This window comes from Gordonia terrae, assembly GCF_001698225.1.
Taxonomy (GTDB): Bacteria; Actinomycetota; Actinomycetes; order Mycobacteriales; family Mycobacteriaceae; genus Gordonia; species Gordonia terrae.
In genome coordinates this window covers 4,147,092-4,170,464 of the sequence record NZ_CP016594.1, presented here as the reverse complement: position 1 = coordinate 4,170,464, position 23,373 = coordinate 4,147,092, and the positions used below count along the sequence as shown (strand labels likewise).

21 protein-coding genes are annotated in these 23,373 nt (G+C 66.2%); 13 read left to right on the top strand and 8 right to left on the bottom strand.

The features are described from left to right. The first annotated feature begins 69 nt into the window (after positions 1-69). The 3 genes from secY to map are packed head-to-tail and all read left to right on the top strand — an operon-like array spanning position 70 to position 2,791. The gene (gene secY, locus BCM27_RS18755) at positions 70-1,398 is read left to right on the top strand and encodes a preprotein translocase subunit SecY (RefSeq protein WP_004023565.1); all 1,329 of its coding nucleotides are present in this window, start codon (positions 70-72) and stop codon (positions 1,396-1,398) included. Then, positions 1,395-1,949, top strand: a complete 555-nt coding sequence (locus BCM27_RS18750; protein WP_004023564.1) for an adenylate kinase — start codon at positions 1,395-1,397, stop codon at positions 1,947-1,949. Before secY ends, BCM27_RS18750 begins: the two co-directional genes overlap by 4 nt. 38 nt (positions 1,950-1,987) lie before the next feature. After that, positions 1,988-2,791, top strand: coding sequence for a type I methionyl aminopeptidase (gene map / locus BCM27_RS18745; protein WP_004023563.1), 804 nt, complete (start codon positions 1,988-1,990; stop codon positions 2,789-2,791). A gap of 43 nt (positions 2,792-2,834) precedes the next feature. Here map and BCM27_RS18740 read toward each other — a convergent pair whose 3' ends face one another. Both BCM27_RS18740 and BCM27_RS18735 read right to left on the bottom strand, forming a co-directional pair. Beyond that, positions 2,835-4,328: an alpha/beta hydrolase gene (locus tag BCM27_RS18740; RefSeq protein WP_033205129.1), complete on the bottom strand. Its 1,494-nt coding sequence runs from the start codon at positions 4,326-4,328 to the stop codon at positions 2,835-2,837. A gap of 34 nt (positions 4,329-4,362) precedes the next feature. Continuing rightward, entirely contained in the window at positions 4,363-4,998 is a 636-nt protein-coding gene (locus BCM27_RS18735; RefSeq protein ID WP_004023561.1) for a hypothetical protein, read from the bottom strand. Between the two features lie 140 nt (positions 4,999-5,138). Between BCM27_RS18735 and BCM27_RS18730 the strand changes: the two genes are divergently transcribed. Next, positions 5,139-5,741: a TetR/AcrR family transcriptional regulator gene (locus BCM27_RS18730; protein ID WP_033205160.1), complete on the top strand. Its 603-nt coding sequence runs from the start codon at positions 5,139-5,141 to the stop codon at positions 5,739-5,741. Between the two features lie 138 nt (positions 5,742-5,879). On the opposite strand, the gene BCM27_RS18725 is transcribed toward BCM27_RS18730, so the two are convergent. After that, entirely contained in the window at positions 5,880-7,517 is a 1,638-nt protein-coding gene (locus tag BCM27_RS18725) for an HNH endonuclease signature motif containing protein (RefSeq protein ID WP_033205162.1), read from the bottom strand. Positions 7,518-7,862: 345 nt separating this feature from the next. Between BCM27_RS18725 and BCM27_RS18720 the strand changes: the two genes are divergently transcribed. The 6 genes from BCM27_RS18720 (at position 7,863) to BCM27_RS18695 (ending at position 15,477) form a co-directional block, all read left to right on the top strand. Then, complete coding sequence (locus BCM27_RS18720; protein ID WP_239450618.1) at positions 7,863-8,777, top strand: hypothetical protein; 915 nt, start codon at positions 7,863-7,865, stop codon at positions 8,775-8,777. Positions 8,778-8,829: 52 nt separating this feature from the next. Beyond that, positions 8,830-10,920 carry a bifunctional lysylphosphatidylglycerol flippase/synthetase MprF gene (locus BCM27_RS18715; protein WP_004023556.1) on the top strand — a complete coding sequence of 697 codons (2,091 nt, stop codon included), beginning with the start codon at positions 8,830-8,832 and terminating at the stop codon, positions 10,918-10,920. A 97-nt stretch (positions 10,921-11,017) separates the two neighbouring features. Further along, positions 11,018-11,932 (top strand): carbohydrate ABC transporter permease, encoded by a 915-nt coding sequence (locus BCM27_RS18710; protein WP_004023555.1) that lies wholly within the window; start codon positions 11,018-11,020, stop codon positions 11,930-11,932. A gap of 113 nt (positions 11,933-12,045) precedes the next feature. Further along, positions 12,046-12,882: a carbohydrate ABC transporter permease gene (locus tag BCM27_RS18705; protein ID WP_033205164.1), complete on the top strand. Its 837-nt coding sequence runs from the start codon at positions 12,046-12,048 to the stop codon at positions 12,880-12,882. Between the two features lie 104 nt (positions 12,883-12,986). Beyond that, positions 12,987-14,294, top strand: coding sequence for an ABC transporter substrate-binding protein (locus tag BCM27_RS18700; protein ID WP_004023553.1), 1,308 nt, complete (start codon positions 12,987-12,989; stop codon positions 14,292-14,294). Between the two features lie 49 nt (positions 14,295-14,343). Beyond that, positions 14,344-15,477: an ABC transporter ATP-binding protein gene (locus BCM27_RS18695; RefSeq protein ID WP_004023552.1), complete on the top strand. Its 1,134-nt coding sequence runs from the start codon at positions 14,344-14,346 to the stop codon at positions 15,475-15,477. Here the strand turns inward: BCM27_RS18695 and fdhD are convergent. The 5 genes from fdhD to BCM27_RS18670 all read right to left on the bottom strand — a co-directional run bounded on the left by fdhD (position 15,446) and on the right by BCM27_RS18670 (position 19,576). After that, positions 15,446-16,321, bottom strand: coding sequence for a formate dehydrogenase accessory sulfurtransferase FdhD (gene fdhD, locus BCM27_RS18690; protein ID WP_033205165.1), 876 nt, complete (start codon positions 16,319-16,321; stop codon positions 15,446-15,448). The genes BCM27_RS18695 and fdhD overlap by 32 nt on opposite strands. Positions 16,322-16,361: 40 nt before the next feature. After that, positions 16,362-16,811, bottom strand: coding sequence for a D-aminoacyl-tRNA deacylase (dtd, locus tag BCM27_RS18685; RefSeq protein WP_033205133.1), 450 nt, complete (start codon positions 16,809-16,811; stop codon positions 16,362-16,364). Between the two features lie 14 nt (positions 16,812-16,825). Further along, positions 16,826-17,575, bottom strand: coding sequence for an SIMPL domain-containing protein (locus tag BCM27_RS18680; RefSeq protein ID WP_004023549.1), 750 nt, complete (start codon positions 17,573-17,575; stop codon positions 16,826-16,828). Beyond that, on the bottom strand, positions 17,572-17,964 hold the full coding sequence (locus BCM27_RS18675; RefSeq protein ID WP_004023548.1) for a phage holin family protein: 393 nt from the start codon (positions 17,962-17,964) through the stop codon (positions 17,572-17,574). The genes BCM27_RS18680 and BCM27_RS18675 overlap by 4 nt, the downstream gene beginning before the upstream one ends. 184 nt (positions 17,965-18,148) lie before the next feature. Beyond that, positions 18,149-19,576: a short-chain fatty acyl-CoA regulator family protein gene (locus BCM27_RS18670; protein WP_004023547.1), complete on the bottom strand. Its 1,428-nt coding sequence runs from the start codon at positions 19,574-19,576 to the stop codon at positions 18,149-18,151. Positions 19,577-19,730: 154 nt separating this feature from the next. On the opposite strand from BCM27_RS18670, the gene prpD reads away from it, so the two are divergent. Genes prpD through BCM27_RS18655 form a run of 3 tightly spaced genes read left to right on the top strand, consistent with a single transcriptional unit; the run spans position 19,731 to position 23,325 of the window. Next, the gene (gene prpD, locus BCM27_RS18665) at positions 19,731-21,233 is read left to right on the top strand and encodes a 2-methylcitrate dehydratase PrpD (RefSeq protein ID WP_004023546.1); all 1,503 of its coding nucleotides are present in this window, start codon (positions 19,731-19,733) and stop codon (positions 21,231-21,233) included. After that, on the top strand, positions 21,233-22,177 hold the full coding sequence (prpB, locus tag BCM27_RS18660) for a methylisocitrate lyase (RefSeq protein ID WP_004023545.1): 945 nt from the start codon (positions 21,233-21,235) through the stop codon (positions 22,175-22,177). Before prpD ends, prpB begins: the two co-directional genes overlap by 1 nt. Next, positions 22,174-23,325, top strand: coding sequence for a bifunctional 2-methylcitrate synthase/citrate synthase (locus BCM27_RS18655; protein ID WP_004023544.1), 1,152 nt, complete (start codon positions 22,174-22,176; stop codon positions 23,323-23,325). The genes prpB and BCM27_RS18655 overlap by 4 nt, the downstream gene beginning before the upstream one ends. The last annotated feature ends 48 nt before the right edge of the window (positions 23,326-23,373 follow it).

The window sequence follows — 23,373 nt, the reverse complement described above, 5'->3', positions numbered from 1 at the left end:
GAGCACACGGGGACCGGGTCGCCTCGACCCGGGACGTACGCCTCGCGTGGTCGTTCCTAGGAGGAGTTAGTGCTTTCCCCCCTCTTCGCGGCCATTCGGACGCCGGACCTGAGGAAGAAGATCCTCTTCGTTCTCGGCATCATCATCCTGTATCGGCTGGGCGCGACGGTCCCGTCGCCGGGCGTCGACTATCAGGCCGTGCGGGCGTGTCTCGACGAGGTCTCGTCGGGTGAGTCGAGTTCGGTCTACTCCCTGATCAACCTGTTCTCCGGTGGAGCGCTGCTCCAGCTGTCGGTGTTCGCGATCGGCATCATGCCGTACATCACCGCGGCCATCATCGTGCAGCTGCTCACCGTGGTCATCCCGCGGTTCGAGCAGCTTCGCAAGGAGGGTCAGGCCGGGCAGGCCAAGATGACGCAGTACACGCGCTATCTGGCTGTCGCATTGGCACTCTTGCAGTCGACCGGCATCGTGGCCCTGGCCGATCGCGGCCAGCTCCTCCCGCAGTCCTGTGCGACCAGCGGCGAGGTCCTCAACGATTCGAGCATCTTCGGTCTCTCGATCATCGTGCTCGTCATGACCGCCGGCGCCTGTGTCGTCATGTGGTTCGGCGAGCTCATCACCGAACGCGGCATCGGCAACGGCATGTCGCTGCTCATCTTCGCCGGTATCGCCGCCCGTATCCCGGCCGAGGGTCGCACCATCCTGAACAGCCGCGGCGGACTCGTCTTCGCCCTGGTGTGTGTCGCCGCACTGATCATCGTCGCCGGCGTCGTGTTCATCGAGCAGGGCCAGCGACGCATCCCGGTCCAGTACGCCAAGCGCATGGTCGGCCGGAAGATGTACGGCGGATCGTCGACCTATCTCCCGTTGAAGGTCAACCAGGCCGGCGTCATCCCGGTGATCTTCGCCTCGTCGCTGTTGTACCTGCCGCAGCTGATCGTCGAGCTCACGCGCAATCCCGATGGGACGCAATCGACGTGGCAGGAGTACGTCACCAGGTATCTGACCGATCCCAGCAACGGCGTCTACATTGCCGTGTACTTCCTGATGATCATCTTCTTCACGTACTTCTACGTGGCGGTGACGTTCAATCCGGAGGAACGCGCCGACGAGATGAAGAAGTACGGTGGGTTCATCCCGGGCATCCGTCCGGGCGCGCCGACCGCCGAGTACCTCGGGTATGTGCTCAGTCGCATCACTCTGCCCGGCTCGATCTATCTCGGTATCATCGCGGTACTCCCGAACCTGTTCCTGGAGATCGGCAACAGCGGCAACGTCCAGAACCTGCCGTTCGGTGGTACGGCCGTGCTGATCATGGTCGGCGTGGGTCTGGACACGATGAAGCAGATCAACAGTCAGTTGATGCAACGCAAGTACGAAGGATTCCTGAAGTGAGACTTGTCATTCTCGGCCCGCCTGGAGCAGGCAAAGGCACCCAGGCGGAACTCTTGAGCGAAGCACTCGGGATCCCCCACATCTCGACCGGCGACCTCTTCCGCGCCAACATCTCTCAGGGCACCGCCGTGGGTGTCGAGGCCAAGAAGTACCTCGACGCCGGCAATCTCGTCCCGTCCGAGATCACCGTGGACATGGTCCGTGCCCGCGTCGGTGAGCCGGACGCGTCGAAGGGTTTCATCCTCGACGGCTTCCCGCGTTCGACCGAGCAGGCCGACGCACTCAACGACATCCTGGCGAACCTCGACGCCTCGCTCGATGCGGTGCTCTCGTTCGTCGTCGACACCGATGTGGTCGTGGAGCGCATGCTGGCTCGTGGCCGCGCTGACGACACCGAAGAGGTCATCCGCAACCGGATGGACGTCTACACCAGGGAGACCGCGCCGCTGCTCGCCTACTACGGCGACCAGGTCAAGACCATCGATGCGGTCGGTGACATCCAGGGCGTTCATCAGCGCGTCCTGAGCGCCCTCGGCGCCGGCGTCTCCTGACACGGCGCAACCTGACAACCGGGGAATCGCTGTAACGCATGGGTTTTCGTAAGCGCAAGCGCGTCGTGCCGTTCCGCAGCGCGGGCGAGCTCGACGCCATGGCCGCCGCCGGCGCGATCGTCGGGTCCGCGCTGGTGGCGGTGCGAGAGGCAGCGAAAGCGGGCGTCAGCACCCTCGACCTCGATGAAGTCGCCGAGTCCGTGATCCGTGGCGCCGGGGCGGTGCCGTCGTTCAAGGGCTACCACGGTTTTCCCGGGTCCATCTGCAGCTCGGTGAACGAGGTGGTGGTCCACGGAATCCCATCGGCCGATGTCGTGCTCGCCGAGGGCGATCTCGTGTCCATCGACTGCGGCGCGATTCTCGACGGTTGGCACGGCGACTCGGCCTGGACCTTCGGGGTCGGTGAGTTGTCGACCGCCGACGCGGAATTGTCCGAGGCGACGCGGTTGTCGATGGAGGCGGGGATCGCCGCCATGGTCGACGGTGCGCGCCTCACCGACATCTCGCACGCGATCGAGCTCGGCACCCGCGCCGCGGAGAAGACGTTCGGTCGCCCGTTCGGCATCGTCGACGGCTACGGTGGGCACGGGATCGGCCGCGAGATGCACATGGAGCCGTTCCTCGCGAACGAGGGTGAGCCCGGCAAGGGACCGACCCTCGTGATCGGCTCTACTCTCGCCATCGAGCCGATGCTGACGCTCGGTACCGAGGACACCTCGGTTCTCGACGACGATTGGACCGTTGTCACCGACGACGGATCACGTTCGGCCCATTGGGAACACACTGTGGCGGTCACCGCCGACGGGCCGCGTATCCTCACGCCGCGCCCCTCGGGAGCCTGACCGACCGCTTACCGCCTCGGGTGACGGCCGGTCAGGCGCGTGCCTACGCGGGACAGGTCACGTCCTGCTCCGGCATGTTGCCATCGACCAGATAGTCGGTGACGACGTCCTGGGCGCATGCGTTCGTGCCCAGTGCGAAGACGCCGTGCCCGCTGCCGTCGACGCTGAGCAGCAGGGAGCGGTCGCCGAACTTCTCGTTGATCCGCTCGCCGTTGACGTGTGGAGTCACCGGATCGCGCTGATGCTGTGCCACAAGCACGTTGGTCGGTCCTTCGTCCTCGACAGCCACCGGTTGCGCGGTCCGGTCGATCTGCCAGTAGGCGCACGGCATGATGTTTGCTGCCGCGGCACCGAACAGCGGGTACTGTTGCCGGTCTTCCTCGATGGCCTTCTCGTACACCGTGGGATCACTCGGCCATTCGACGTCGTTGCACGTCACCGCCAGAAACACCGACCAGCTGTTGTCCGTCTCGGCAGCGGCCGCGCTGATGGCCGGCGGAGTGTCGTTGGGTGCACGGTCCCGCATGGCGATCCAGTTCTGCGCTGTCGCGTCGTACGAAGCGGGGTTGTACAGCGAGACGAACATGCCCAGCCGGAACGTGCGACCGTCGATCCCGTCGACCGGGGCGCGATCGAGTTTGTCCGCGATGGCGAAGTACGTGTCGCGCACCGCCTCGGGCGTGTTCCCGAGGCCGTACCGGGCGTCCCGCGCCGCTGCCCACCGTGCGAAGTCGGGGAACGTGTCCTCCATGCCGCGTGCGTACCGACGCATCCCGTCCCGGTCGAGGTGGGTGTCACCGATGTTGCTGTCCAACACGATTCGGTCGGTCGCAGTCGGGAACATCGATGCGTACGCGGCGCCCAGCGCTGTGCCGTAGGAGTATCCGAGGAAGTTGCCCTTCTCCTCGCCGAGTGCGGCGCGGATCCGGTCCAGGTCGCGCGCCATGTTCGCCGTCGTCATGTGTCGCATGCGGCCGTCGTCGTTGGCGGCGCACCGGTTCGCCACCACCTCGGCTGTTGTCGCTTGCTCGTCGAATGCCGTGTCATCGTACGCGTATGGAGGTACGGCCCCGTAGTACTCGATGTCGGGAGTGAAACCGCAACTGATGGGCGACGAATGGCCGATGCCCCTCGTGTCGATCCCGATGAGGTCATAGGTGTCGAGAAGTTCTTGCGGGATTCCGCGCTGTGTGAGGAAGACTGGCTGATCCAGTCCGCTGCCGCCGGGACCACCGGGATTGAGCATGAGCGAACCACGTCGGGTGTCGGGATTGCTCGCCGGCAGGCGCGAGATGGTCAAGTCGATCTGTTCGCCGTCGGGATCGTGGTAATCCAGCGGCACCTGGACTGTGGCGCATTGCAATTGCGGTGGGCCGGCGTCAGGGTCCTCGACGCCGGCGGGACAGGGCGACCACCGGAGCTCCGTCTGGCTCGCGGGTTGCGCGCGATCGAGCGGGGGATCGGGAGTGGATGTCATCGAGCAACCGGCGACGAGAAGACCTGTCACCGCGATCGAGGAGATGAGTCTGGTTCTCATTGTGTTCGTTTTCCATTCCGTTCGGCGTGTGAGGTCAGGTCCCGGCTGTGTCGAGCAGCCAGTGGTATCGGAGTCGGAGCGCGCGCTCCAGCCCGGCGGCCGCCGCACCGACTCCGAGGGCCACGTTGAGCCAGACCGGCAGTTGGACCGGGGATGTGATCGATCCGATGGATTCCGCGATCGGCGGGATCCGGGAGATGGGTTCGGCGACCTGCAGGATGAGGAGTGCGACCCCGACGATCAGCAAGACCGCCGAGGAGGTGGCGATCAACCGGCTGGTGAGTGGGTGGTTCTGCGCAAGTCGAGCGCGACGCCCCTCAGCCGAGGCCGGGTCCGGACTCAGTTGCCGTTCACGGCCGTCGTCGGCGACGTAGTGGCACCGCTTGAGGCCTGATCCGCTCATCGCCACCTGGATCGTGCCGCCTTCGACGGGGAACGCTGCCGGAAGTTTCGACACCGCGATCTGCTTGCCTGCGCGATACAGGTCGGCCGTCACCTCGTCGGAGCTCTGGTTCTGCCAGTGCCGGACGTCCACCGCGTAGATCGTGTCTAGCTGGAGGTGGAACAGCGCGCGCCCGGGCAACTGCCACCACCGGAACCGCTGCAGGGGCCGGCCGTCGCCGGGGGTCATCCGTTGTGCGGTGCGTTGTTGCATCCACTGGTGGAACACGGCGTATCACTCCTGTTCATGGCACTAGCACGCTGTACTATTTCGGTAGTGATCACACGCTAGCACACTGTGCTAGTACAGTGTGTTGGTTGACCGAGGGTGCGTGGTCACACGAGAACCCGCGGGCGAGAGAGGTGACGGTGGCGCAGAAGTCAGAACTGGACTCCCGGGCGAAGGTGCTGATCGCGGCGTGCGAGATGGTCGGTGAGGATCCGGCGTCGTCGCTAAGTGTGCGAGCGGTGGCATCGCGTGCGGGGGTGAGCATGGGGTCGTTGCGGCATCATTTCCCCACGCAGCGTGCTCTGCGTGATGCGGTTCTGCGCACGATCTACGATGTGGCGACCTCGGACGACGACGTGATCCATGACCGGTCGGTGCCGGCGCGGGATCGGTTGGTGCAGTGTCTGCGGAAGGTGCTTGCCCCGAGTGCGGGAGATGAGGCGCGGAAAGCCTGGATCAAGGTCTTCGACGCGTTCATCGTTCCCGAGCCCACGGACGAGACACGTTCGGCGTACCTGGCGATGGCGGCGGAAGGGGTGCGCCGGATGGAACATTGGCTGACAGTCCTGGACGAAGAGGGGGCGCTGGTCGACGGTGATGTGTCCCAACAGGCGAGTTTTCTGAACGCCGTCGTCAGCGGGGTGTCGATCGAGCGGGCGCTGCCCGGAGACATGTCGATCCTCGAGCGGGAGAACGCCATTCTGTACCTGGCCGTCGACGCGGTCGTGAAGTCCGTCGAGTAACGGCTAGCGCCTTGCGTGGCCGCAAGGATCCACCTGCTCCCTGGGGTGCGATGGGCGTTAACCGCCGGGCCGAGCAAGCGACAAAGGAGCGCGTCGAGGTCGACGAGCCTCGAAGGGTCGTCTTGCGTTGCAGCGCAGTCAGTTACGTGCGAGGAGCTCCATGAGGTGTGCTTCGATGAGGGAGGGGTGAAGCTGTCGTAGGCTGGGTCGGGGTGGTCGGACGTCGATGACGTGGCTGATCGTCGACCATGAGCGGCGCGCGTCGTCGTGGGTGTGGCCGTACGGGCGTGCTTGGTCGCCGGGCCGGGTGGTCGGTCCGTGGATCTCGTTGCGCACTGTGTTCAGGTGTGTGGTGAACCGCCGGGGTATGTCGGGCCGGCGGTTGAGGCGGTCGGGGTTGGGTGGCGCGCCGGGTTCGGTGTTGAGTCGCCAGAGGCAGCGGCCTTCGTCGGGGCCGGACCGTTCGATGCGGGTGGTGTACTGGCCGGGCTGGTCGCCGACCATGCGGTTGTGGCGGGGGCAGGCCGGTGCGAGGTCGTCGATGTCGGTGGAACCACCTTTGGCCCAGTCTTTCTGGGCGTGGTGGAGTTCGACGTGGGTGGCGGGCTGGTCGCATCCGGGTGCGGAGCACACTTCGCCGTCGGGGCGGGCGAAGGAGACGAGGCGTTGTTCGCGGGTGGCGAGACGCTTACCCCTACCGAAGTGCAAAGGCACCGCGGTGTGGTCTTTGAAGATCGCCAGCCAGGGCTGCATATCCGCGGCGAGCGCGATGACGTCCCGGATGGGCAGCAGGGTTCCGGTGGCGGTGGTCGCGAGCCCGGCTTCGCGGATCAGGTCGTTCAGGTCGGCTTTGATGATCAGTTGCACGGGCAGGCCGCGGTGCGATGTCCCGAGTGTCCCGTCGGCGAAACCGGCGGCCAGTGCGGCGTCGAGCGCGTCGTGGTTCGTCTGGGCTAGAGTGCGGCCGTCACGGTCGGCTGCCGCCGCTACGGCTTCGGGGTCAGCGGCTCCGGCCGGACCCTGGGGTGAGGCGGGGTCGTCGGGGTTGTTGAGTCCGGGTTTGCCCCAGACGGCGAACATCATAGTCAACCGGGCGGCGAGTGCGGGGGTGAGGGTGCCCGATATTTTGGCGGTGCCATCGGCTCGTTGGCGACCGATCCACAGGCCGCGGCGTCGTTTCTGGTCGGTGTCGTCGGCCAGGGTGCCGTCCGGGTCGAGGTGAGCGAGGAGCCGCGCGCCGAGTTGGGTGATGTCGGCGGGTGTGTGGTCGGCGGCGATCTCGGCCATCTGACGCTCGGCAGCGACCCTGACGTCGTGGTCGACAGCCGCCGGGATGCGATCGAGGACATCCAGGGTCGCCTGCACGTGCGCGGTACCCACCGCGCCTTGAGTGAAAGCCTCAGCCAGGCAGGGGTGTTCGGGTGGCAGGACTTCACCGCCGAGGCTGGTGCGGTGGGCGGTGGCGTCCATCTGCTTGCGGCGACGCATCGGGTTCGAGACTCGCAGCCGATGGGTCATGAACTGCATGAGGGTTCGGCAACCGGTCTTGCGGGGAAGGTCGCGAGCCTCGACTTGATCGATCTGCCGGTCACCGGCAACGGTCAGTCGCGCGATGGCACGTTCGGTGTCTGCTGCGACGTCGGTGAGTTCGGTATCGGTGCACGGGGCCAGGTCCACCGACTGCAGCTCATCCAGGATGCGGTGGAGGTCGGCCACCAACTCGACCGCACGAGGGGGCCGCTCGTCGGTGTCTACGACCTGCTGGGAATCGAACATGACCGTCACCCCCGTGGTGAGTCGAATGTGAGTTCTACTGTACCGGCGATTCTGGTGTTGTGCAACGAGTTTCGTGTTCTCCTGGGTGACGGTCGGTTGTCGGTAGGGGATGGTATGCGGTTCGCGCCCCGGCGCGGAGTGCATCATCTCGGTGATCGGTGGGCCGCGAGCAGTAATCCCATGGCGTTAATCCCATGGCGTTCGGCTTCGGTCACCGATACCGTCGGCGAGGTGACCCGAGCCCAACGGATCCTGGCTACGCCGCGCGGTCGATTCCTCTGCGCGAACGTGGCATTCCGCCACGCCACGGGCGACCGAGGCGATCAGTATCGTCGCCCTCGGACATTGATCGAAGTTCAGTCCGCGATTCGGAGCGTCGACATCGAAGGCCTCGTTGCGGCGGATGAATCGGAGTTCCTGGGCGCACTCGGCTACGCGGTGGACTTCGCCCGATACTGGCAGCCTCCCGACAAGGAGGACATCCTCTACGCCGCAAGTGAGGTCGTCACGCTACTCACGGTTATCGCGGAATCGGTATCCCGGCATCCGGCCTGCGCGTGGTGGGACGACCCGATCGACCCGGAGCTCCAGCGCATGATCGCCTATCCGTTCGGAAACGAGGCGTTCCCGGAGTCGACGCTGCCGTATCGCAGCGACGGTGTTCGGTGGGATGAGTGGCGTGCCCACATCGACTCCAGCGAGAAGCGCTGCCGGCAGGAGTACCAACGACATCCGCATCGCGCTCTCTCCGGTGAGTGGTGGTCGACCCCATACGCCGCTGGGACGGCGCAGACGACGCGTGCCCGCCCGGGCCTCGGCGCAGTGCAGCTCATCGCCGAGGAGGACACGTCGATCGGGGACGAGGCCCGGGTGTGGGCGGTGTCCGTCGCCGAACGCGCGCGCGTGTACGAGATCGGAGCGCCCGGTGACTGGGCCCGGCTCGTCGACCGATACCCGCTGGAGGTGACCGCCTCGAGGAAGTGGGACTGGTACAACACCACCGGCCGGCACCGCCGCTGGTACATGCCCGACTGGGAAGCAGTCGCGGATGACCACGACGCGGTACACGTGAGCGTCAACGGCTACCTCAGCAGCGCCGGGATCGAGATTCCACTCGCGACGCGGGACGGCGCGACGGTGTTGGCCGGCTGGGGTCCGGACGTCACGTGGTGGCTCGACCCTGATGCGATGCGCATCGACGACGTGCCGGTGCTCTGGTTCCGTGAGGACGAACGTTGGTGTGCGTCGCCCGCCGATTGAGTGATCGTCTCGATGACCGTGTGGGCGCGGCCGGGTCGTCGTACGGTTGACCATGCATTCTGACGTGTCCTGGCTCACCGTGGTGCGCAGGCTTCCGTTCACCATCGCCCTCGCGGTCGCTCTGCTGGTCGTCGGTGCGACGACCGGATCGCTGTGGGGCCGGGCCTCGGACAAGTCGTGGTACCGCGACGTCGCGTTCGGATTGCCCGCCCTTCGGGAGGGGCGGTGGTGGACGCCGGTGACGTCCGCGTTCATCGAACCCGGACCCTGGCTCTACCTGCTGGCACTTGTGGCCGTTGTCGTCGGAATGGGATGGGCCGAATGGCAATTGGGTACCGTGAGAGCTGTTCTGGTAGGCGTCGGCGGTCACCTGATCTCGTGCCTGCTGACCGTCGTGCTGCTGTGGCTGCTGTCGTCGGAGGTCACGTCGTGGCGATGGGCCGAACAACTGGCGGACTCGCGGGGCACCGGCGTCGGAGCGCTGGTGGTGTCGGCGGTGGCGGTGGCCTCGGCGACCGTCCGTTCGCCATGGCGGCTGCGCGTCCGCGTGCTGCTGGGGGCGATCGTCTCGGTCGCGTTCCTGTTCCAGGGAACCCTGGCCTCGGTCCAGTACGTCCTCGCGGCGGTCATCATGCTGATCGTCGGCGAGAAGTTCTTCGCCACCAACGAGCGCGGCTGGGTTCCGCGCACGCGCCGCGAGGTCCGGATGTTGGGGTGCGCCGCGCTCCTGATCATCGCCGGTGCGAACCTCTTGGTCTTCCTGTTCCCGGGCAGCGGGCCGCTCGGTCCGACCGACTCCGGCGACGACTCGGTGTTCACGATGCTGATCGGCCTGGCCGTCAACGTTCTGATCGCCGATCAGCTGCGCCGTGGCAAACGGTGGGCATGGTGGGTCGCCGTGGTCATCGGCGCATTGAACGTCATCGTGACCGTGCTCGCGGTGTTCCTCGTCATCTTCACCGACGTGTCGACCGAGGGTGCCGTCACCCTGGGTACCACGCTTCTCTGGGTGCTTGTGCTGGCCATCCTCATCCCGGGGCGGTTCGCATTCGCGGTGCCCTGGCGGGTGCGGCAGGTGGGCACTGTCGGGGACGACGACGACCCGGTGGAACGGGTCCGAGAACTGTTGCGCACCCACGGCGGCGGCACGATGTCGTGGATGACGACGTGGCCCGGCAACAGCTATCAGTTCACGGGTCCGGAGGGCGACCTCGGCGGTCAGGCCGTCGTGACCTACCGCAAGCACGTCGGAACGATGCTGGCGCTGGCGGATCCGGTCTGTGCGCCCGAGCGGTTGCGAGACGCGGTCGGAGCCTTCGTCGACCTCGCCGAGAGTTCGGGTAGCACGCCGTGTTGGTTCTCGATCGGGTCGGCCACCTCCGGCATCGTCACCGAACGCGGCTGGCTCAGTGTGCAGATCGCCGAGGACACGATCGTCGACCTGCCGGGACTGGAGTTCAAGGGCAAACCGTGGCAGCACGTGCGATCAGCGATGAACAAGGCGGCGAAACAGGATATCTCGTTGCGGATGGTCACCCTCGCCGACGAGTCGTTCGCCGTCCGGACACAGGTGCGGGCGATCTCCGAGGAATGGGTGGGGGACAAGGGGTTGCCCGAGATGGGCTTCACCCTCGGCAGCGTCGAGGAGGCGATGGACCCCGCCGTGCGGGTCGCGCTCGCGGTCGACCCCGCAGGCAATGTGCACGGGGTGTTGTCATGGCTGCCCGTGTACGCACCCGGCGGCGACGTCGCGGGGTGGACGCTCGACATCATGAGACGACGGACCGACGGGTTCGGGCCGGTCGTCGAATATCTCATCGCATCGTCGGCGGTGGCTTTCAAAGACGATGGAGCGCAGTTCATCTCACTGTCGGGAGCGCCGCTGGCACGCACGGGCGAGTCGGACGCGGAACCGCTGGACAAACTCCTCGACACCTTGGGGGCGGCCCTCGAGCCGTACTACGGGTTCCGGTCGTTGCACACCTTCAAGAAGAAGTTCAACCCACGCTACGAGCCGGTCTATCTCGCGTTCCGGGACGAATCAGACCTCCCGCGTATCGGTGTGGCCGTGTCGAGGGCATACCTCCCCGACGCCACCACGGGCCAGCTGGTCCGGCTGGCGGCGTCACGAGGGGAAGGCTGAACGGTCCGACATGCTGTTCGCGGCTGTGAAGGCACCGTTCACCGGAGACGCTGCCTGAGTTCACCATCCGGTCGTCTCCTACGGCGAGACTTCGCCAGTGCCATCGGTCGACGAACATGTCCTGCCCGCCACCGGCAGACGCCCCTGGCGGAGCTACGGGTTGTTCCTGTTGCTCGTCGCGCCCAACCTGATCCTCCTCGCGGTCTTCACGTATCGCCCGCTTGTCGAGAACGTGCGGATGTCGTTCTACGACTGGAATATCGCCCAGTCCGGGGCCACGTTCATCGGCCTGGACAACTACATCGAGTGGTTCACCCGTGCCGATACGCGGGTGATCGTCTCGAACACGGTCATCTTCACCGTGGCCGCCGTCGCGGGCAGCATGATCGCGGGGTTGGGTCTGGCCCTGCTGCTCGACCGTAAGTTGCGCGGCCGCAACCTGGTGCGGTCGACGGCCTTCGCGCCGTTCGTGCTGTCCGGCGCGGCCGTGGGGATCGCCTTCCAGTTCGTCTTCGACCCCAGCTTCGGTCTGATCAACGACGTGATGGGGCGTCTGGGACTCGGTACCGCGCCGGACTTTTACCAGCAACCGCACTGGGCGTTGTTCATGATCACGGTGACCTACATCTGGAAGAACCTCGGGTACACGTTCGTGATCTACCTGGCGGCCCTGCAGGGCAAGCGTTCCGATCTCGACGAGGCGGCGGCGATCGACGGTGCCGGATGGTGGACGTACTTTCGCAAGGTGTTGCTCCCGCAGTTGCGTCCGACCACCTTCTTCCTGTCGATCACCGTGCTGCTCAACTCGTTACAGGTGTTCGACATCATCAACGTGATGACCCGCGGCGGGCCGCTGGGCAACGGCACCACGACGATGGTCTACCAGGTGTACGAGGAGAGCTTCGTCAACTTCCGGGCCGGTTACGGCGCCACGGTCGCAACGGTCATGTTCGTCGTCCTCCTGGTCATCACCGTCGTCCAGGTCCGCATGATGGATCGAGGTGCCCGATGAGGCCTGTCACCGCCGGTTCGGTTGTGGAAGCCGATGCCGCACAGAAGCGCACCGGAAAGCCATCGACTCCGACATCGTCGGCCACGAGGCCGGTGCATCCCGACGTCCCGCGGATGTCGCCGGTCACACGTCGACGGCTCGCCGACGCGTGCGGGTACGCCGCGATGGCGGTGGTGTTGGTGATCATCGCCCTGCCCCTGATCTGGATTCTGTTGGCCTCGCTGAAAGATCGCTCCGAGATCTACGTGCAGCCGGCCGTCTGGTGGCCGTCGACGTGGCGTCCCGAGAACTACTCCGAGGCCACGACGTCGGTGCCCTTCTGGACCTTTCTGCGCAACTCGGTCATCGTGACCGGAATCCTCGGCGCGTCGAAGTTCGTGCTGGGCGTGCTCAGTGCCTACGGCCTGGTGTTCCTGCGGTTTCCGGGAAAGAACGTGGTGTTCGTCGTCATCATCGCGGCGCTGATGGTCCCGAACCAGATCACGGTCATCACGAACTACGCACTCGTCGCCCAACTCGGCTTCCGCAACACCTTCATCGGCATCATCCTCCCGCTCGCGGGCGTCGCCTTCGGAACCTTTTTGATGCGCAACCACTTTCTCTCGCTGCCACCCGAGATCATCGAGGCCGCACGGATGGATGGGGCCGGGCACTTCCGACTGCTCACCCGCGTCGTCCTGCCGCTGTCGATCCCGACGATGGTCGCGTTCGCGACGATCACACTGGTCAACGAGTGGAACGAGTATCTCTGGCCGTTCCTCATGGCCGACGATTACACCGTCGCCACCCTGCCCGTCGGACTCACCCAACTGCAGAACAGCGACGGGCTGACCAACTGGGGTCCGGTCATGGCGGCCACCGTGCTCACGATGCTGCCCATGCTCGCCATCTTCCTGGCGTTGCAGCGACACATGATCAAGGGCCTGACGTCCGGGGCGGTCAAGGGTTGACCGCGCACTGCCCGCACCCGCCGATGCCTCACGCACCATGCCTTCGCACGAGACGCCTTCGCGCGAGAACGCCTTCGCACGAGAACGATTGACAGGAGACGACAATGATCAACATGTCCCGCCGCGGCTTCCTGGCCGCATCGGCGACCGCGGCGGCCGGAGCCCTGGTCACGGCCTGCGCCGGCTCGGGCGACGGCGGCTCGTCGTCGGGTGATGCCTCGAAGCTCACCTTCTGGTCGAACCACCCGGGCAAGTCGGTCGAGGTGGAACGCGAACTGATCTCGCGGTTCGAGGCGGCCAACCCCGGCATCACCGTCCAGCTCGTCGACGCCGGCAAGAACTACGAAGAAGCAGCCCAGAAGTTCAACGCGGCCCTCTCGGGCGGTGCGGTCCCCGACATCATGATCCTGTCCGACGTGTGGTGGTTCAACTTCGCGCTCATCGGTGCGATCGCCCCGCTCGACGACCTGTTCGGCCGCGCCGGTGTCGACACCGCCGGTTACGTCGATTCGCTTGTGGGCGACTACAAGTGGAACGACCAGACATGGGCGCTGCCGTACGCTCGGTCGACGCCGCTTTTCTACTACAACAAGGACGTGTGGCGACGGGCCGGCCTGCCCGACCGCGGACCGCAGACCTGGGATGAGTTCGACGACTGGGGCCCCCGGATCCAGACCGTGGTCGGTGGCGACAAGCGCGCTCATGGGTGGGGCAACGCCGTCGACTACCTCGGCTGGACCTTCCAGGGCCCGACCTGGACCTTCGGCGGTGCCTACTCCAACGACTGGGAACTGAAGTTCACCGACCCCAAGACGGTCGCCGCCGCGCAGTACCTGAGCGATTCGATCAACACCAAGCGCTACGCGAAGATCTCCAACGACATCGCCGGCGATTTCAGTGCGGGCATCATCGCATCGACGATCGCGTCGACCGGCGACCTGTCGGGGATCACCGAGAACGCCACGTTCGAGTTCGGCACGGCGTTCCTGCCCGCACCGCAGGGGGTTTCGGGGTGCCCGACGGGCGGCGCCGGACTGGCCATCCCGGCCAAGTTGTCCGACGACCGGAAGGTCAACGCCCTCAAGTTCATCGAGTTCATCACCAACACCGAGAACACGTCGTACTTCTCCCAGAACGTCGGTTACATGCCGGTGCGCAAGGCGGCGCAGGACGACCCGTCGATGGTCGCGTTCCTGGCGAAGAACCCGAACTTCGCGACCGCCATCGAGCAGTTGCCGCGAACCCAGCCGCAGAACTACGCGCGCGTCTTCGTGCCCGGCGGCGACAAGATCATCGGTACCGGGTACGAGCGGATCGGTCTGCAGAACGCCGACGTCGCCTCGACCCTTGCCGACACGCAGCGGCAGATCGCCCAGATCTACGACACCCAGATCAAGCCGAAACTCCCGTGATCCACAGCGTCGACTCGATTGACACACAACACGAGCGGAGGGATGACGCGTGGCGTCGGTGACCTATGAGGGTGCGACGAGACGCTTCGCGGACGGCCAGAAGCCGGCCGTGGACTCGCTGGACCTGGCCGTCGCCGACGGTGAGTTCATGGTGCTGGTCGGCCCGTCGGGATGCGGCAAGTCGACCAGCCTGCGAATGGTCGCGGGCCTGGAACCGGTCGAGTCCGGAGCGATCCTCATCGATGGAGCCGACGTCGTCGGCGTGGCCCCGAAGGCTCGCGACGTGGCGATGGTCTTTCAGAACTACGCGCTCTATCCGAACATGACGGTGGCCGCGAACATGGGGTTTGCGCTGCGCAATGCCGGGATGGGCAAGGAAGACACCGCGCGCCGTGTGTCGGAGGTGGCCGAGATGCTGGAGCTCACCGCGCTCCTGGATCGCAAGCCGGCGAAACTGTCGGGTGGGCAGCGGCAGCGGGTGGCGATGGGACGGGCGATCGTCCGGCGTCCCAAGGTGTTCTGTATGGACGAACCGCTGTCGAATCTCGACGCGAAGTTGCGGGTCAGTACGCGCGCTCAGATCGCGTCCATGCAGCGTGAACTCGGCATCACGACCCTGTACGTGACGCACGACCAGGTCGAGGCGATGACGATGGGACACCGGGTGGCGGTCCTCGATCACGGTGTGCTGCAACAGGTCGGGACGCCGCGGGAGATCTACTCCCGTCCGGCCAACCTGTTCGTGGCGTCCTTCATGGGCTCGCCGCAGATGTGCCTGATCGACGCCCGGGTCGAGAACGAGTCGGTCCGACTCGGCGATGCGACCGTGCGGGTCCCGGGCTCGGTGCTGGCGTCGCTGGCCTCGCGCGACGTGGTCGTGGGGTTGCGCGCCGAGTCCTGGCAGGTGTCCGCGGTTCCCCAATCCGGCACCCTGTCCGCGACTGTGGACCTCGTCGAGGAACTCGGTGCCGAGCAGTTCGTGTACTGCAGCGCGGACCTGTCGCTGCGGAACAGCCGGGTCGTCGTACGCGTCGACCATCGGCGGACCATCGAGGCCGGCGACGTTCTCGGATTGACGCCGGTGGTCGACGAGACCTATTGGTTCGATCCCGTCAGCGGGGTCGCGCTCGACGATCCGAGCCGCCACGACCTCAATTCGGGGCGACCGCCGCGTGTTCGGTGACGGCGTGTTCGGTGACTGGGGCCGTGATCCGGTCGGGTCGCGTGTAGACCACCATCGACTCGCCACGTGAGAATCCGACGAGCGTGATGCCGAGGTCGTCGGCGGCGTCGACGGCCAGCGAGGACGGTGCCGACACCGCACAGAGCATCGGGATGCCGGCCATCGCGGCCTTCTGGACGAGTTCGAAACTCGCTCGGCCGGAGACCTGCAGGACGGTGCCGGTGAGCGGCAGTCGGTCGGCGAGTACAGCCCACCCGACGACCTTGTCGACGGCGTTGTGCCTGCCGACGTCCTCACGGACCGTCAGCAATGTTCCGTCCGCGGCGAACAATGCTGCGGCGTGCAGACCGCCGGTCTTGTCGAAGACGGTCTGTTCGGCGCGCAACCGATCGGGCAGATCCAGCACGGCGTTCGCGGCGATCGTCATCGGGTCGGCGCCGGGGTCGCGGACCGACGCGGTGTGCACGGACTCGATGCTGTCCTTGCCGCAGATGCCACAGGCGCTCGTCGTGGTGGTGGCACGCGCGAGTCCGGGCGCTGTCGCGGGAACGTGCGCGGCGAGTGAGACGTCGACGACGTTGTAGGTGTTGATCCCGTCGGCGTCAGTGCCCGCGCAGTAGCGGGCTGTCGAATAGTCCGCTCCGGTCGCGATCACACCTTCGGAGACGAGGTAGCCGGCCACGAGTTCGAAGTCGTTGCCGGGCGTACGCATGGTCACCGAGATGGACGTCCCGCGGACCCGGATCTCGAGCGGCTCCTCCACTGCGAGGGTGTCGGCACGCTGCGTCGGGGCGGCATCCCGTCGGATGCGGGTGACGCGGCGGCGTGCGGTTATTCGTCCCACCACCCCGACGATAGTCGTGAGACCGCACGACCCGGTCGTCTCAGACGTCGAGGATCAGCGTGACGGGTCCGTCGTTGACGAGACCGACCTCCATGTGGGCGCCGAAGCGGCCGGTGGCCACGGTGGCACCGAGAGTCCGTAGCGCGTCGACGACCGCCTCGACCAGCGGTTCGGCGACGGGTCCGGGAGCGGCGGCATTCCACGACGGGCGCCGGCCCTTGGCCGTGTTGGCATAGAGCGTGAACTGGCTGATGACGAGGATCGGGGCGTCCAGGTCGGCGGCGGCCCGTTCGGGACCGTCGCCGCCGTCGAAGATCCGCAGCCGCCAGATCTTGTCGGCGAGCTTCGTGGCGTGGTCGGTGGTGTCGTCGTGCGTGACCCCGACGAGTGCGACGAGTCCCGCGGCGCCGGGCGCAATGTCGAGTGCGCCGACGACCTCGCCGTCGACGCTCACACTGGCTCTGCTGACCCGTTGTAGTACGGCGCGCATGTCGGTCTCTGCTCTCAGTCGAGGGCGAAGGTGACGTTCACGGTGAACGTGAGTTCCTGCTGCCCGGGTTCGACCGGGACCGGCGCCGCGGCCACGTCGCGTTCGAAGGTGCCCGGTGTCGCGGACTTCTCCTGGCCACTCGTGCTCTCGGTGATGGTCAGGACCTTGCCGAGGGAGTCGCCGGCGAGGTTCGCGTATTGCTCGGCGCGGCCGCGGGCGTCGGTGAACGCCGCCTCGCGGGCCTGGTCGAGGAGGTCCGAGTCGTCGTCGATGGCGAAGGAGACGTTGCTGATGCGGGTGTTGTCGCCGCCCGCGGTGGCGGCCGCGCTCAGGACCGCGGAGGCCTTCGCGATGTCCCGGATGGTGACCCGGATCGTGTTGGTCGCGAGGTAGCCCCCGACCTCGCTCGTAGTGCCGGGGGAGGGGTTCGTGTACTGCGGGTTCACCGACACCTGCTGTGTCGCGACGTCCTTGCGTTCCACCCCGGCGGCGACGACGGCGTCGGTGACGGCGGTGACCTTGGCGCTCGTCTCGTCGAGCGCGGTCGTGACGTCGGGAGCGGTGGCCTCCACGCCGATGTCGGCGCGCAGGGTGTCCGGGGTACCGGTCACCTGTCCCGTCCCGACCACGGTCACCGACCTGGGCTGATCGCCGGTGTCGCTGCCGCACCCCGACACCACCAGGAGCACGGTTGCGAGCGCCGCGAGTACCGAGATCGCCCGGAAGGCGGGGCGTCGCGTCGTGACGCGAGACGAGCTGTTCATCGGTCGGCCGGATCGCGCATCAGCAGGGCGAGCAGCCAGCCGACGACCGACACGACGATCGCGCCGAAGATCGCCGACCAGAAGAAGTCATCGACCTCCAGACCCCAGTGCGTCGTGTTGCGCGTGATCCACGCGGTGAGTTCGAGCATCGCCGCGTTGATGACGATGTGGATCAACCCGAGCGTGAGGATGTAGAAGGGGATGGCGATGATCTGCACGATGGGCTTGATGATCGCGTTGAGGACACCGAAGATCACGGCGACGACCAGCGCGATGCCGATCTTCTCGGCGGTCGTCGAACCGCCCACGAAGTCGATGCCGGGAACGATCAGCGTCGCGACCCACAGCGCCACCGCGGTGAGCACGGTCCGGACGAGGAAGGCAAGCATGGGCGACAGTGTGCCAGTTCGGGCCCACTCTCGGGGTCAGGGACTGCTCGCGGCTCGACCTCGTTCCAACAGTTGGTGCCACAGCTAGGAGCCGTCCTCGGAGAGATCGTCCGGGCATTCGTCGCTGCTGCGCGCGATCGGGTGACCTCACGAGCCTGATTTCCGTACTCGCGTGGTGGAAATGCTAGTCCGGAGTCGGGCGGGGACGGTAGGGGACCGAGTCGCTGACCTCGGGATCGACATGGATGGGCCGACCGAGTTGGGGGAATGCGCGCTGGGAACACGCCGGACGGTCACAGACCTTGCACCCGGCGCCTATCGGTACGACGGTACGGGTATCGGTGAGATCCACTCCGGTGGAGTAGACGAGGCGCTCGGCGTGCGCGACGTCGCAACCGAGTCCGATCGAAAAGCTCTTGTGGGGGCTGAGGTATCCGCCGGGTTCTACGGTGGTGCGGGCGAGCCAGAAGTACGAGCGCCCATCGGGCATGGACGAGACCTGGGTGACGACCCGTCCCGGTGTGGCGAACGCGTCGTGTACGACCCAGAGCGGGCAGCTCCCGCCGACCCGAGAGAAGTGGAACGCGGTGGCGGACTGACGTTTCGAGATGTTCCCCGCTCGGTCGACGCGCACGAAGATGAACGGGATTCCGCGACTGCCCGGGCGCTGCAGGGTCGACAGGCGATGGCAGATGGTCTCGAAACCGACTTCGAAACCGAGGCTGAGCACTTCGATGTCGTAGTGGGCGGTGGCGGCGGCCCGCCGGAAGACCTCGTAGGGGAGTAGTAGTGCTCCGGCGAAATAGTTGGCCAGCCCGATACGGGCAACCGGGACGGCTTCGTCGCTGAGATCATCGGCGTCGGCGAGGATCTCGTCGATCACCTCCGATTGGGTGACCATGGCCAACTGGGTCGCCAACTGGAACGCGCGTTGTCCCGCGGTCAATCGTCCGGCGAGGTGCACGGTGCGGTCGGCGGGATCGAACCGTCGCTTGGGCGTATGGGCGCGCGCTGTCGGATCGGGATCATGCGCGATGGCCACGCGGATACCGTGGTCGTCGGCGAGGACCTCGGCAAGCTGGAGATCGAGACCGCCTATCGAGAGGCCGTTTTCGGTGAAGATCCGCTCGGCGGCCAGGTCGAGAACGTCGATGTGGTTGCGTCGGTCGTAAAAGAAATCGCGGACCTCCTCGAAGGGCATCGGGGTCGACGCCGGACGGGCCGCGTCGCCGGACACCTGCGCCCGGTAGTTCTCCACTTCGCCGGCGGCCGCGGTCAGGCGGCGATGGAGGTTCACAAGCGTCGTGCCGACCGCCGGCATGCGCGCGACGAGTTCGGCGATCTCCGCGCGGCTGATGTCGGGGACGTCGGGCTGGGCGGCCAGGACATCGGCGAGGTCGGCAACCAGCCGGGCGTCCCCGTCCGGGGCGAAATAGTCGGCGTCGAGGTCGAATTCGCGCGACAACGTCAGTAGCACAGGCACCGTGAGCGGTCGCTGATCGTTCTCGAGTTGGTTGACGTAGCTGGTCGACAGGTCGATTCGCCGGGCCAGCGCAGCCTGCGACAGCCCTCGTTCGTCGCGTAGCCGACGGAGGCGCGCACCCACGAACATTCGTCGACCGGAGGTTCCGCCCGTTGCTCTCACCACGACGTCAGCATAGCGCGTAGGACATCCACAACGTTCGCAAGACCGGCTGATCGCATCCGCAAGAATACGCATCTGCCAGGTCTTTTCACGGATACGCGGCAATGCGTACGGTGCGAACATGATCACTCACCACGTTCGCACCCGCCGCAGCTCCGAGGATTTTCCACAGTCTGAGCACCTTGCTCAAAAGATCGCCGACATCGCGGTCGATCCGGTCGAGGTGCCCGCTGACACCCGCGAGATGATCATCAACCGCATCATCGACAACGCTGCCGTGAGCGCCGCCTCGGTCATCCGTCGTCCGGTCACCTCCGCCCGTCGGCAGGCACAGGCTCATCCCTGCGCGCCGGGTGCGACGGTGTTCGGAATCGAGGGCAGCTTTTCGCCGGAGTGGGCCGCGTGGGCCAACGGAGTCGCCGTGCGTGAGCTCGACTTTCACGACACCTTCCTCGCCGCGGAGTACTCCCATCCCGGCGACAACATCCCGGCGCTGGTCGCGGTCGGTCAGCATGTCGGGGCCGGCGGTCACGACCTGATCCGTGGTCTCGCCACCGCCTATGAGGTCCAGGTCGACCTCGTTCGTGGAATGTGTCTGCACGAGCACAAGATCGACCACGTCGCCCACCTGGGGCCGTCGGTGGCCGCGGGTTTGGGCACGATGCTGAACCTGGACGCGGAGACCATCTACCAGTCGATCGGGCAGGCGCTGCATCTGACCACGGCCACCCGCCAGTCGCGCAAGGGTCTGATCTCCAGCTGGAAGGCTTTCGCACCGGCGCACGCCGGCAAGATCGCGGTCGAGGCGGTCGACCGCGCGATGCGCGGCGAAGGTGCCCCGGCCCCGATCTGGGAAGGCGAGGACGGGGTCATCGCCTGGCTGCTGAGCGGTCCGGAAGCCGAATACATGATTCCGCTCCCGGGACCCGGTGAGGCCAAACGCGCCATCCTGGACACCTACACCAAAGAGCACTCCGCGGAGTACCAGAGCCAGGCGCCGATCGACCTCGCCCGCCGGATGCGCGAGAAGATCGGCGATTTCGACGACATCGAGTCGATCGTGCTGCACACGAGCCATCACACCCACGTCGTCATCGGAACCGGATCCGGCGACCCGCAGAAGTTCGATCCGAACGCGAGCCGCGAGACCCTGGACCACTCGGTGATGTACATCTTCGCCGTCGCGCTGCAGGACGGCACCTGGGATCACCAGCAGTCGTACGCCCCCGAGCGCGCCCATCGGCCCGACACCATCGCGCTGTGGCAGAAGATCTCCACCGTCGAGGACCCTGAATGGACCCGTCGCTACCACTCGAGCGACCCGAAGGAGAAGGCATTCGGCGCGAAGGCGGTCATCACGCTGCGCGACGGCGCCGTCATCACCGACGAGCTCGCTGTCGCCGATGCGCACCCGCTGGGAGCCCGCCCGTTCGGCCGGGATCAGTACATCGCGAAGTTCCGGTCGATGGCACAGGGCGTCATCGACACCGACGAGCAGGATCGATTCCTCGGCGACGTCGAGAAGCTCGAGACCCTCACCCCCGGCAGTCTCTCCGCACTGAACACGCTTGTGCTGCCGGCGGTCCTGGACCAGGCCCCGCAGACCGGGAAGGGCATCTTCTGATGACATCGACCTCCTCCGACTCCACGGTCTCGGGTCTGTTCTCGTCGAGCACCTCCGCATCGGCGAAGCGGCAGGCTCTGCGGGCGGGTCTCGACTCCGGGACCCTCCAGCGTTGGCCAGGAGCATTCTCCCCCCTCGTGGCGAAGCTGATCGCAGACATCGGCTTCGAGGGCGTCTACGTGTCCGGTGCGGTACTCGCGGCCGACCTGGGACTTCCCGACATCGGGCTCACCACCCTCAGCGAGGTCGCGGCGCGCGGCGGATCCATCGCCCGCGCAACCGAACTGCCCACCCTCGTCGACGCCGACACCGGCTTCGGTGAACCGATGAGCGCAGCTCGTACCGTCGCAACACTCGAGGACGCCGGACTCGCAGGCTGCCACCTCGAGGACCAGGTGAATCCCAAACGCTGCGGTCATCTCGACGGTAAAGACGTCGTTCCCGCAGGCGACATGGTCAAGCGGCTCGGTGCGGCGGTCGCCGCCCGCCGCGACAGCGACTTCGTCATCTGCGCGCGCACCGACGCCCGCGCGATCGAGGGACTCGACGCCGCCATCGACCGGGCCAAGGCCTACGCCGATGCCGGCGCCGACCTCATCTTCACCGAGGCACTGCGTGACCTCGGCGAGTTCGAGCAGTTCCGCAAGGCCGTCGACGTGCCGCTGCTCGCCAACATGACCGAGTTCGGCAAGTCCGACCTGTTGACCGCCGAGCAGTTGACGAGTGTCGGTTACAACGCCGTCATCTATCCGGTGACCACGCTGCGGATCGCAATGGGCGCGGTCGAGCGCGGCCTGCGCGACATTGACGCGCAGGGAACACAATCCGGGTTGATCGACCACATGCAGCACCGCAGCAGGCTGTACGAACTGCTTCGTTACGAGGACTACAACGACTTCGACTCCGACCTGTTCGACTTCACCATCGAGGGAGCACCGCAATGACCACAGCCGACGCGGGCGCCGCCGACACTGTCGAGACCCCCACCATCTACAAGGGGCTCGCCGGTGTCGTCGTCGACACCACGGCCATCTCCAAGGTCGTCCCCGAGACCAATTCGCTGACCTATCGCGGGTACGCCGTGCAGGATCTCGCCGAGCACTGCTCGTTCGAGCAGGTCGCCTACCTGCTCTGGCACGGCGAACTCCCCACCGACGGGCAACTGGCGCTGTTCACGCAGCGTGAACGCGCCAGCCGGCGACTCGATCGAACAATTCTGTCTGTCGTGCACCGTATTCCGGAGAACTGTCACCCGATGGACGTGGTGCGCACCGCGATCAGTTTCCTGGGTACCGAGGACCCCGACGAAGAACTCAGTACCCCGGAAGCCAACTACGACAAATCGTTACGGATGTTCGCTGTCCTGCCGACCATAGTCGCCGCCGACATGCGTCGCCGTCGCGGTCAGGATCCCATCGCTCCGCACCACGGACTGGGGTATGCCGAGAACTTCCTGAACATGTGCTTCGGTGAGGTTCCCGATCCGGTGATCGTCCGGGCGTTCGAGAAGTCGATGGTGCTCTACGCCGAACACAGTTTCAACGCATCTACGTTCGCCGCCCGCGTGGTCACCTCGACACAGTCGGACATCTACAGTGCGGTCACCGCGGCGATCGGTGCGCTGAAGGGATCGCTGCACGGTGGGGCCAACGAGGCCGTCATGTACGACATGATCGACATCGACCGCCCCGACCGCGCCGCGCAGTGGCTCAACGCGAAACTCGACGCCAAGGAGAAGGTCATGGGATTCGGCCATCGCGTCTACAAGAACGGTGACTCGCGAGTGCCGACCATGAAGAGGGCCCTCCTCGACGTTGCGAATCATCTCGGTGAGACCAAATGGTGCGAGATCTACTCCGAACTCGAAGCCGTCATGGACGCACGGACGGGGATCAAACCGAACCTCGATTTCCCCACGGGTCCTGCGTATTACCTGATGGGTTTCGACATCGGCTCCTTCACGCCGATCTTCGTGATGAGCCGGATCACCGGTTGGACCGCCCACGTCATGGAACAAGTCGACTCCAACGCATTGATACGCCCGCTCAGTCAGTACTCCGGATCGCCCCAGCGGGCACTGACCTCGGCCTGACAACCACCGCGCCCTGGCCACCACACCCCAGCCCGACGAGAGAGAGCC

Bases quoted from the DNA above. Each gene is read 5' to 3' on its own strand.
- BCM27_RS18715 (WP_004023556.1), top strand. From the start codon at position 8,830: ATGCATTCTGACGTGTCCTGGCTCACCGTGGTGCGCAGGCTTCCGTTC.
- map (WP_004023563.1), top strand. From the start codon at position 1,988: ATGGGTTTTCGTAAGCGCAAGCGCGTCGTGCCGTTCCGCAGCGCGGGC.
- BCM27_RS18740 (WP_033205129.1), bottom strand. From the start codon at position 4,328: ATGAGAACCAGACTCATCTCCTCGATCGCGGTGACAGGTCTTCTCGTC.
- BCM27_RS18700 (WP_004023553.1), top strand. From the start codon at position 12,987: ATGATCAACATGTCCCGCCGCGGCTTCCTGGCCGCATCGGCGACCGCG.
- BCM27_RS18725 (WP_033205162.1), bottom strand. From the start codon at position 7,517: ATGTTCGATTCCCAGCAGGTCGTAGACACCGACGAGCGGCCCCCTCGT.
- prpD (WP_004023546.1), top strand. From the start codon at position 19,731: ATGATCACTCACCACGTTCGCACCCGCCGCAGCTCCGAGGATTTTCCA.
- BCM27_RS18675 (WP_004023548.1), bottom strand. From the start codon at position 17,964: ATGCTTGCCTTCCTCGTCCGGACCGTGCTCACCGCGGTGGCGCTGTGG.
- BCM27_RS18655 (WP_004023544.1), top strand. From the start codon at position 22,174: ATGACCACAGCCGACGCGGGCGCCGCCGACACTGTCGAGACCCCCACC.
- prpB (WP_004023545.1), top strand. From the start codon at position 21,233: ATGACATCGACCTCCTCCGACTCCACGGTCTCGGGTCTGTTCTCGTCG.
- BCM27_RS18670 (WP_004023547.1), bottom strand. From the start codon at position 19,576: ATGTTCGTGGGTGCGCGCCTCCGTCGGCTACGCGACGAACGAGGGCTG.
- BCM27_RS18680 (WP_004023549.1), bottom strand. From the start codon at position 17,575: ATGAACAGCTCGTCTCGCGTCACGACGCGACGCCCCGCCTTCCGGGCG.
- dtd (WP_033205133.1), bottom strand. From the start codon at position 16,811: ATGCGCGCCGTACTACAACGGGTCAGCAGAGCCAGTGTGAGCGTCGAC.
- BCM27_RS18705 (WP_033205164.1), top strand. From the start codon at position 12,046: ATGTCGCCGGTCACACGTCGACGGCTCGCCGACGCGTGCGGGTACGCC.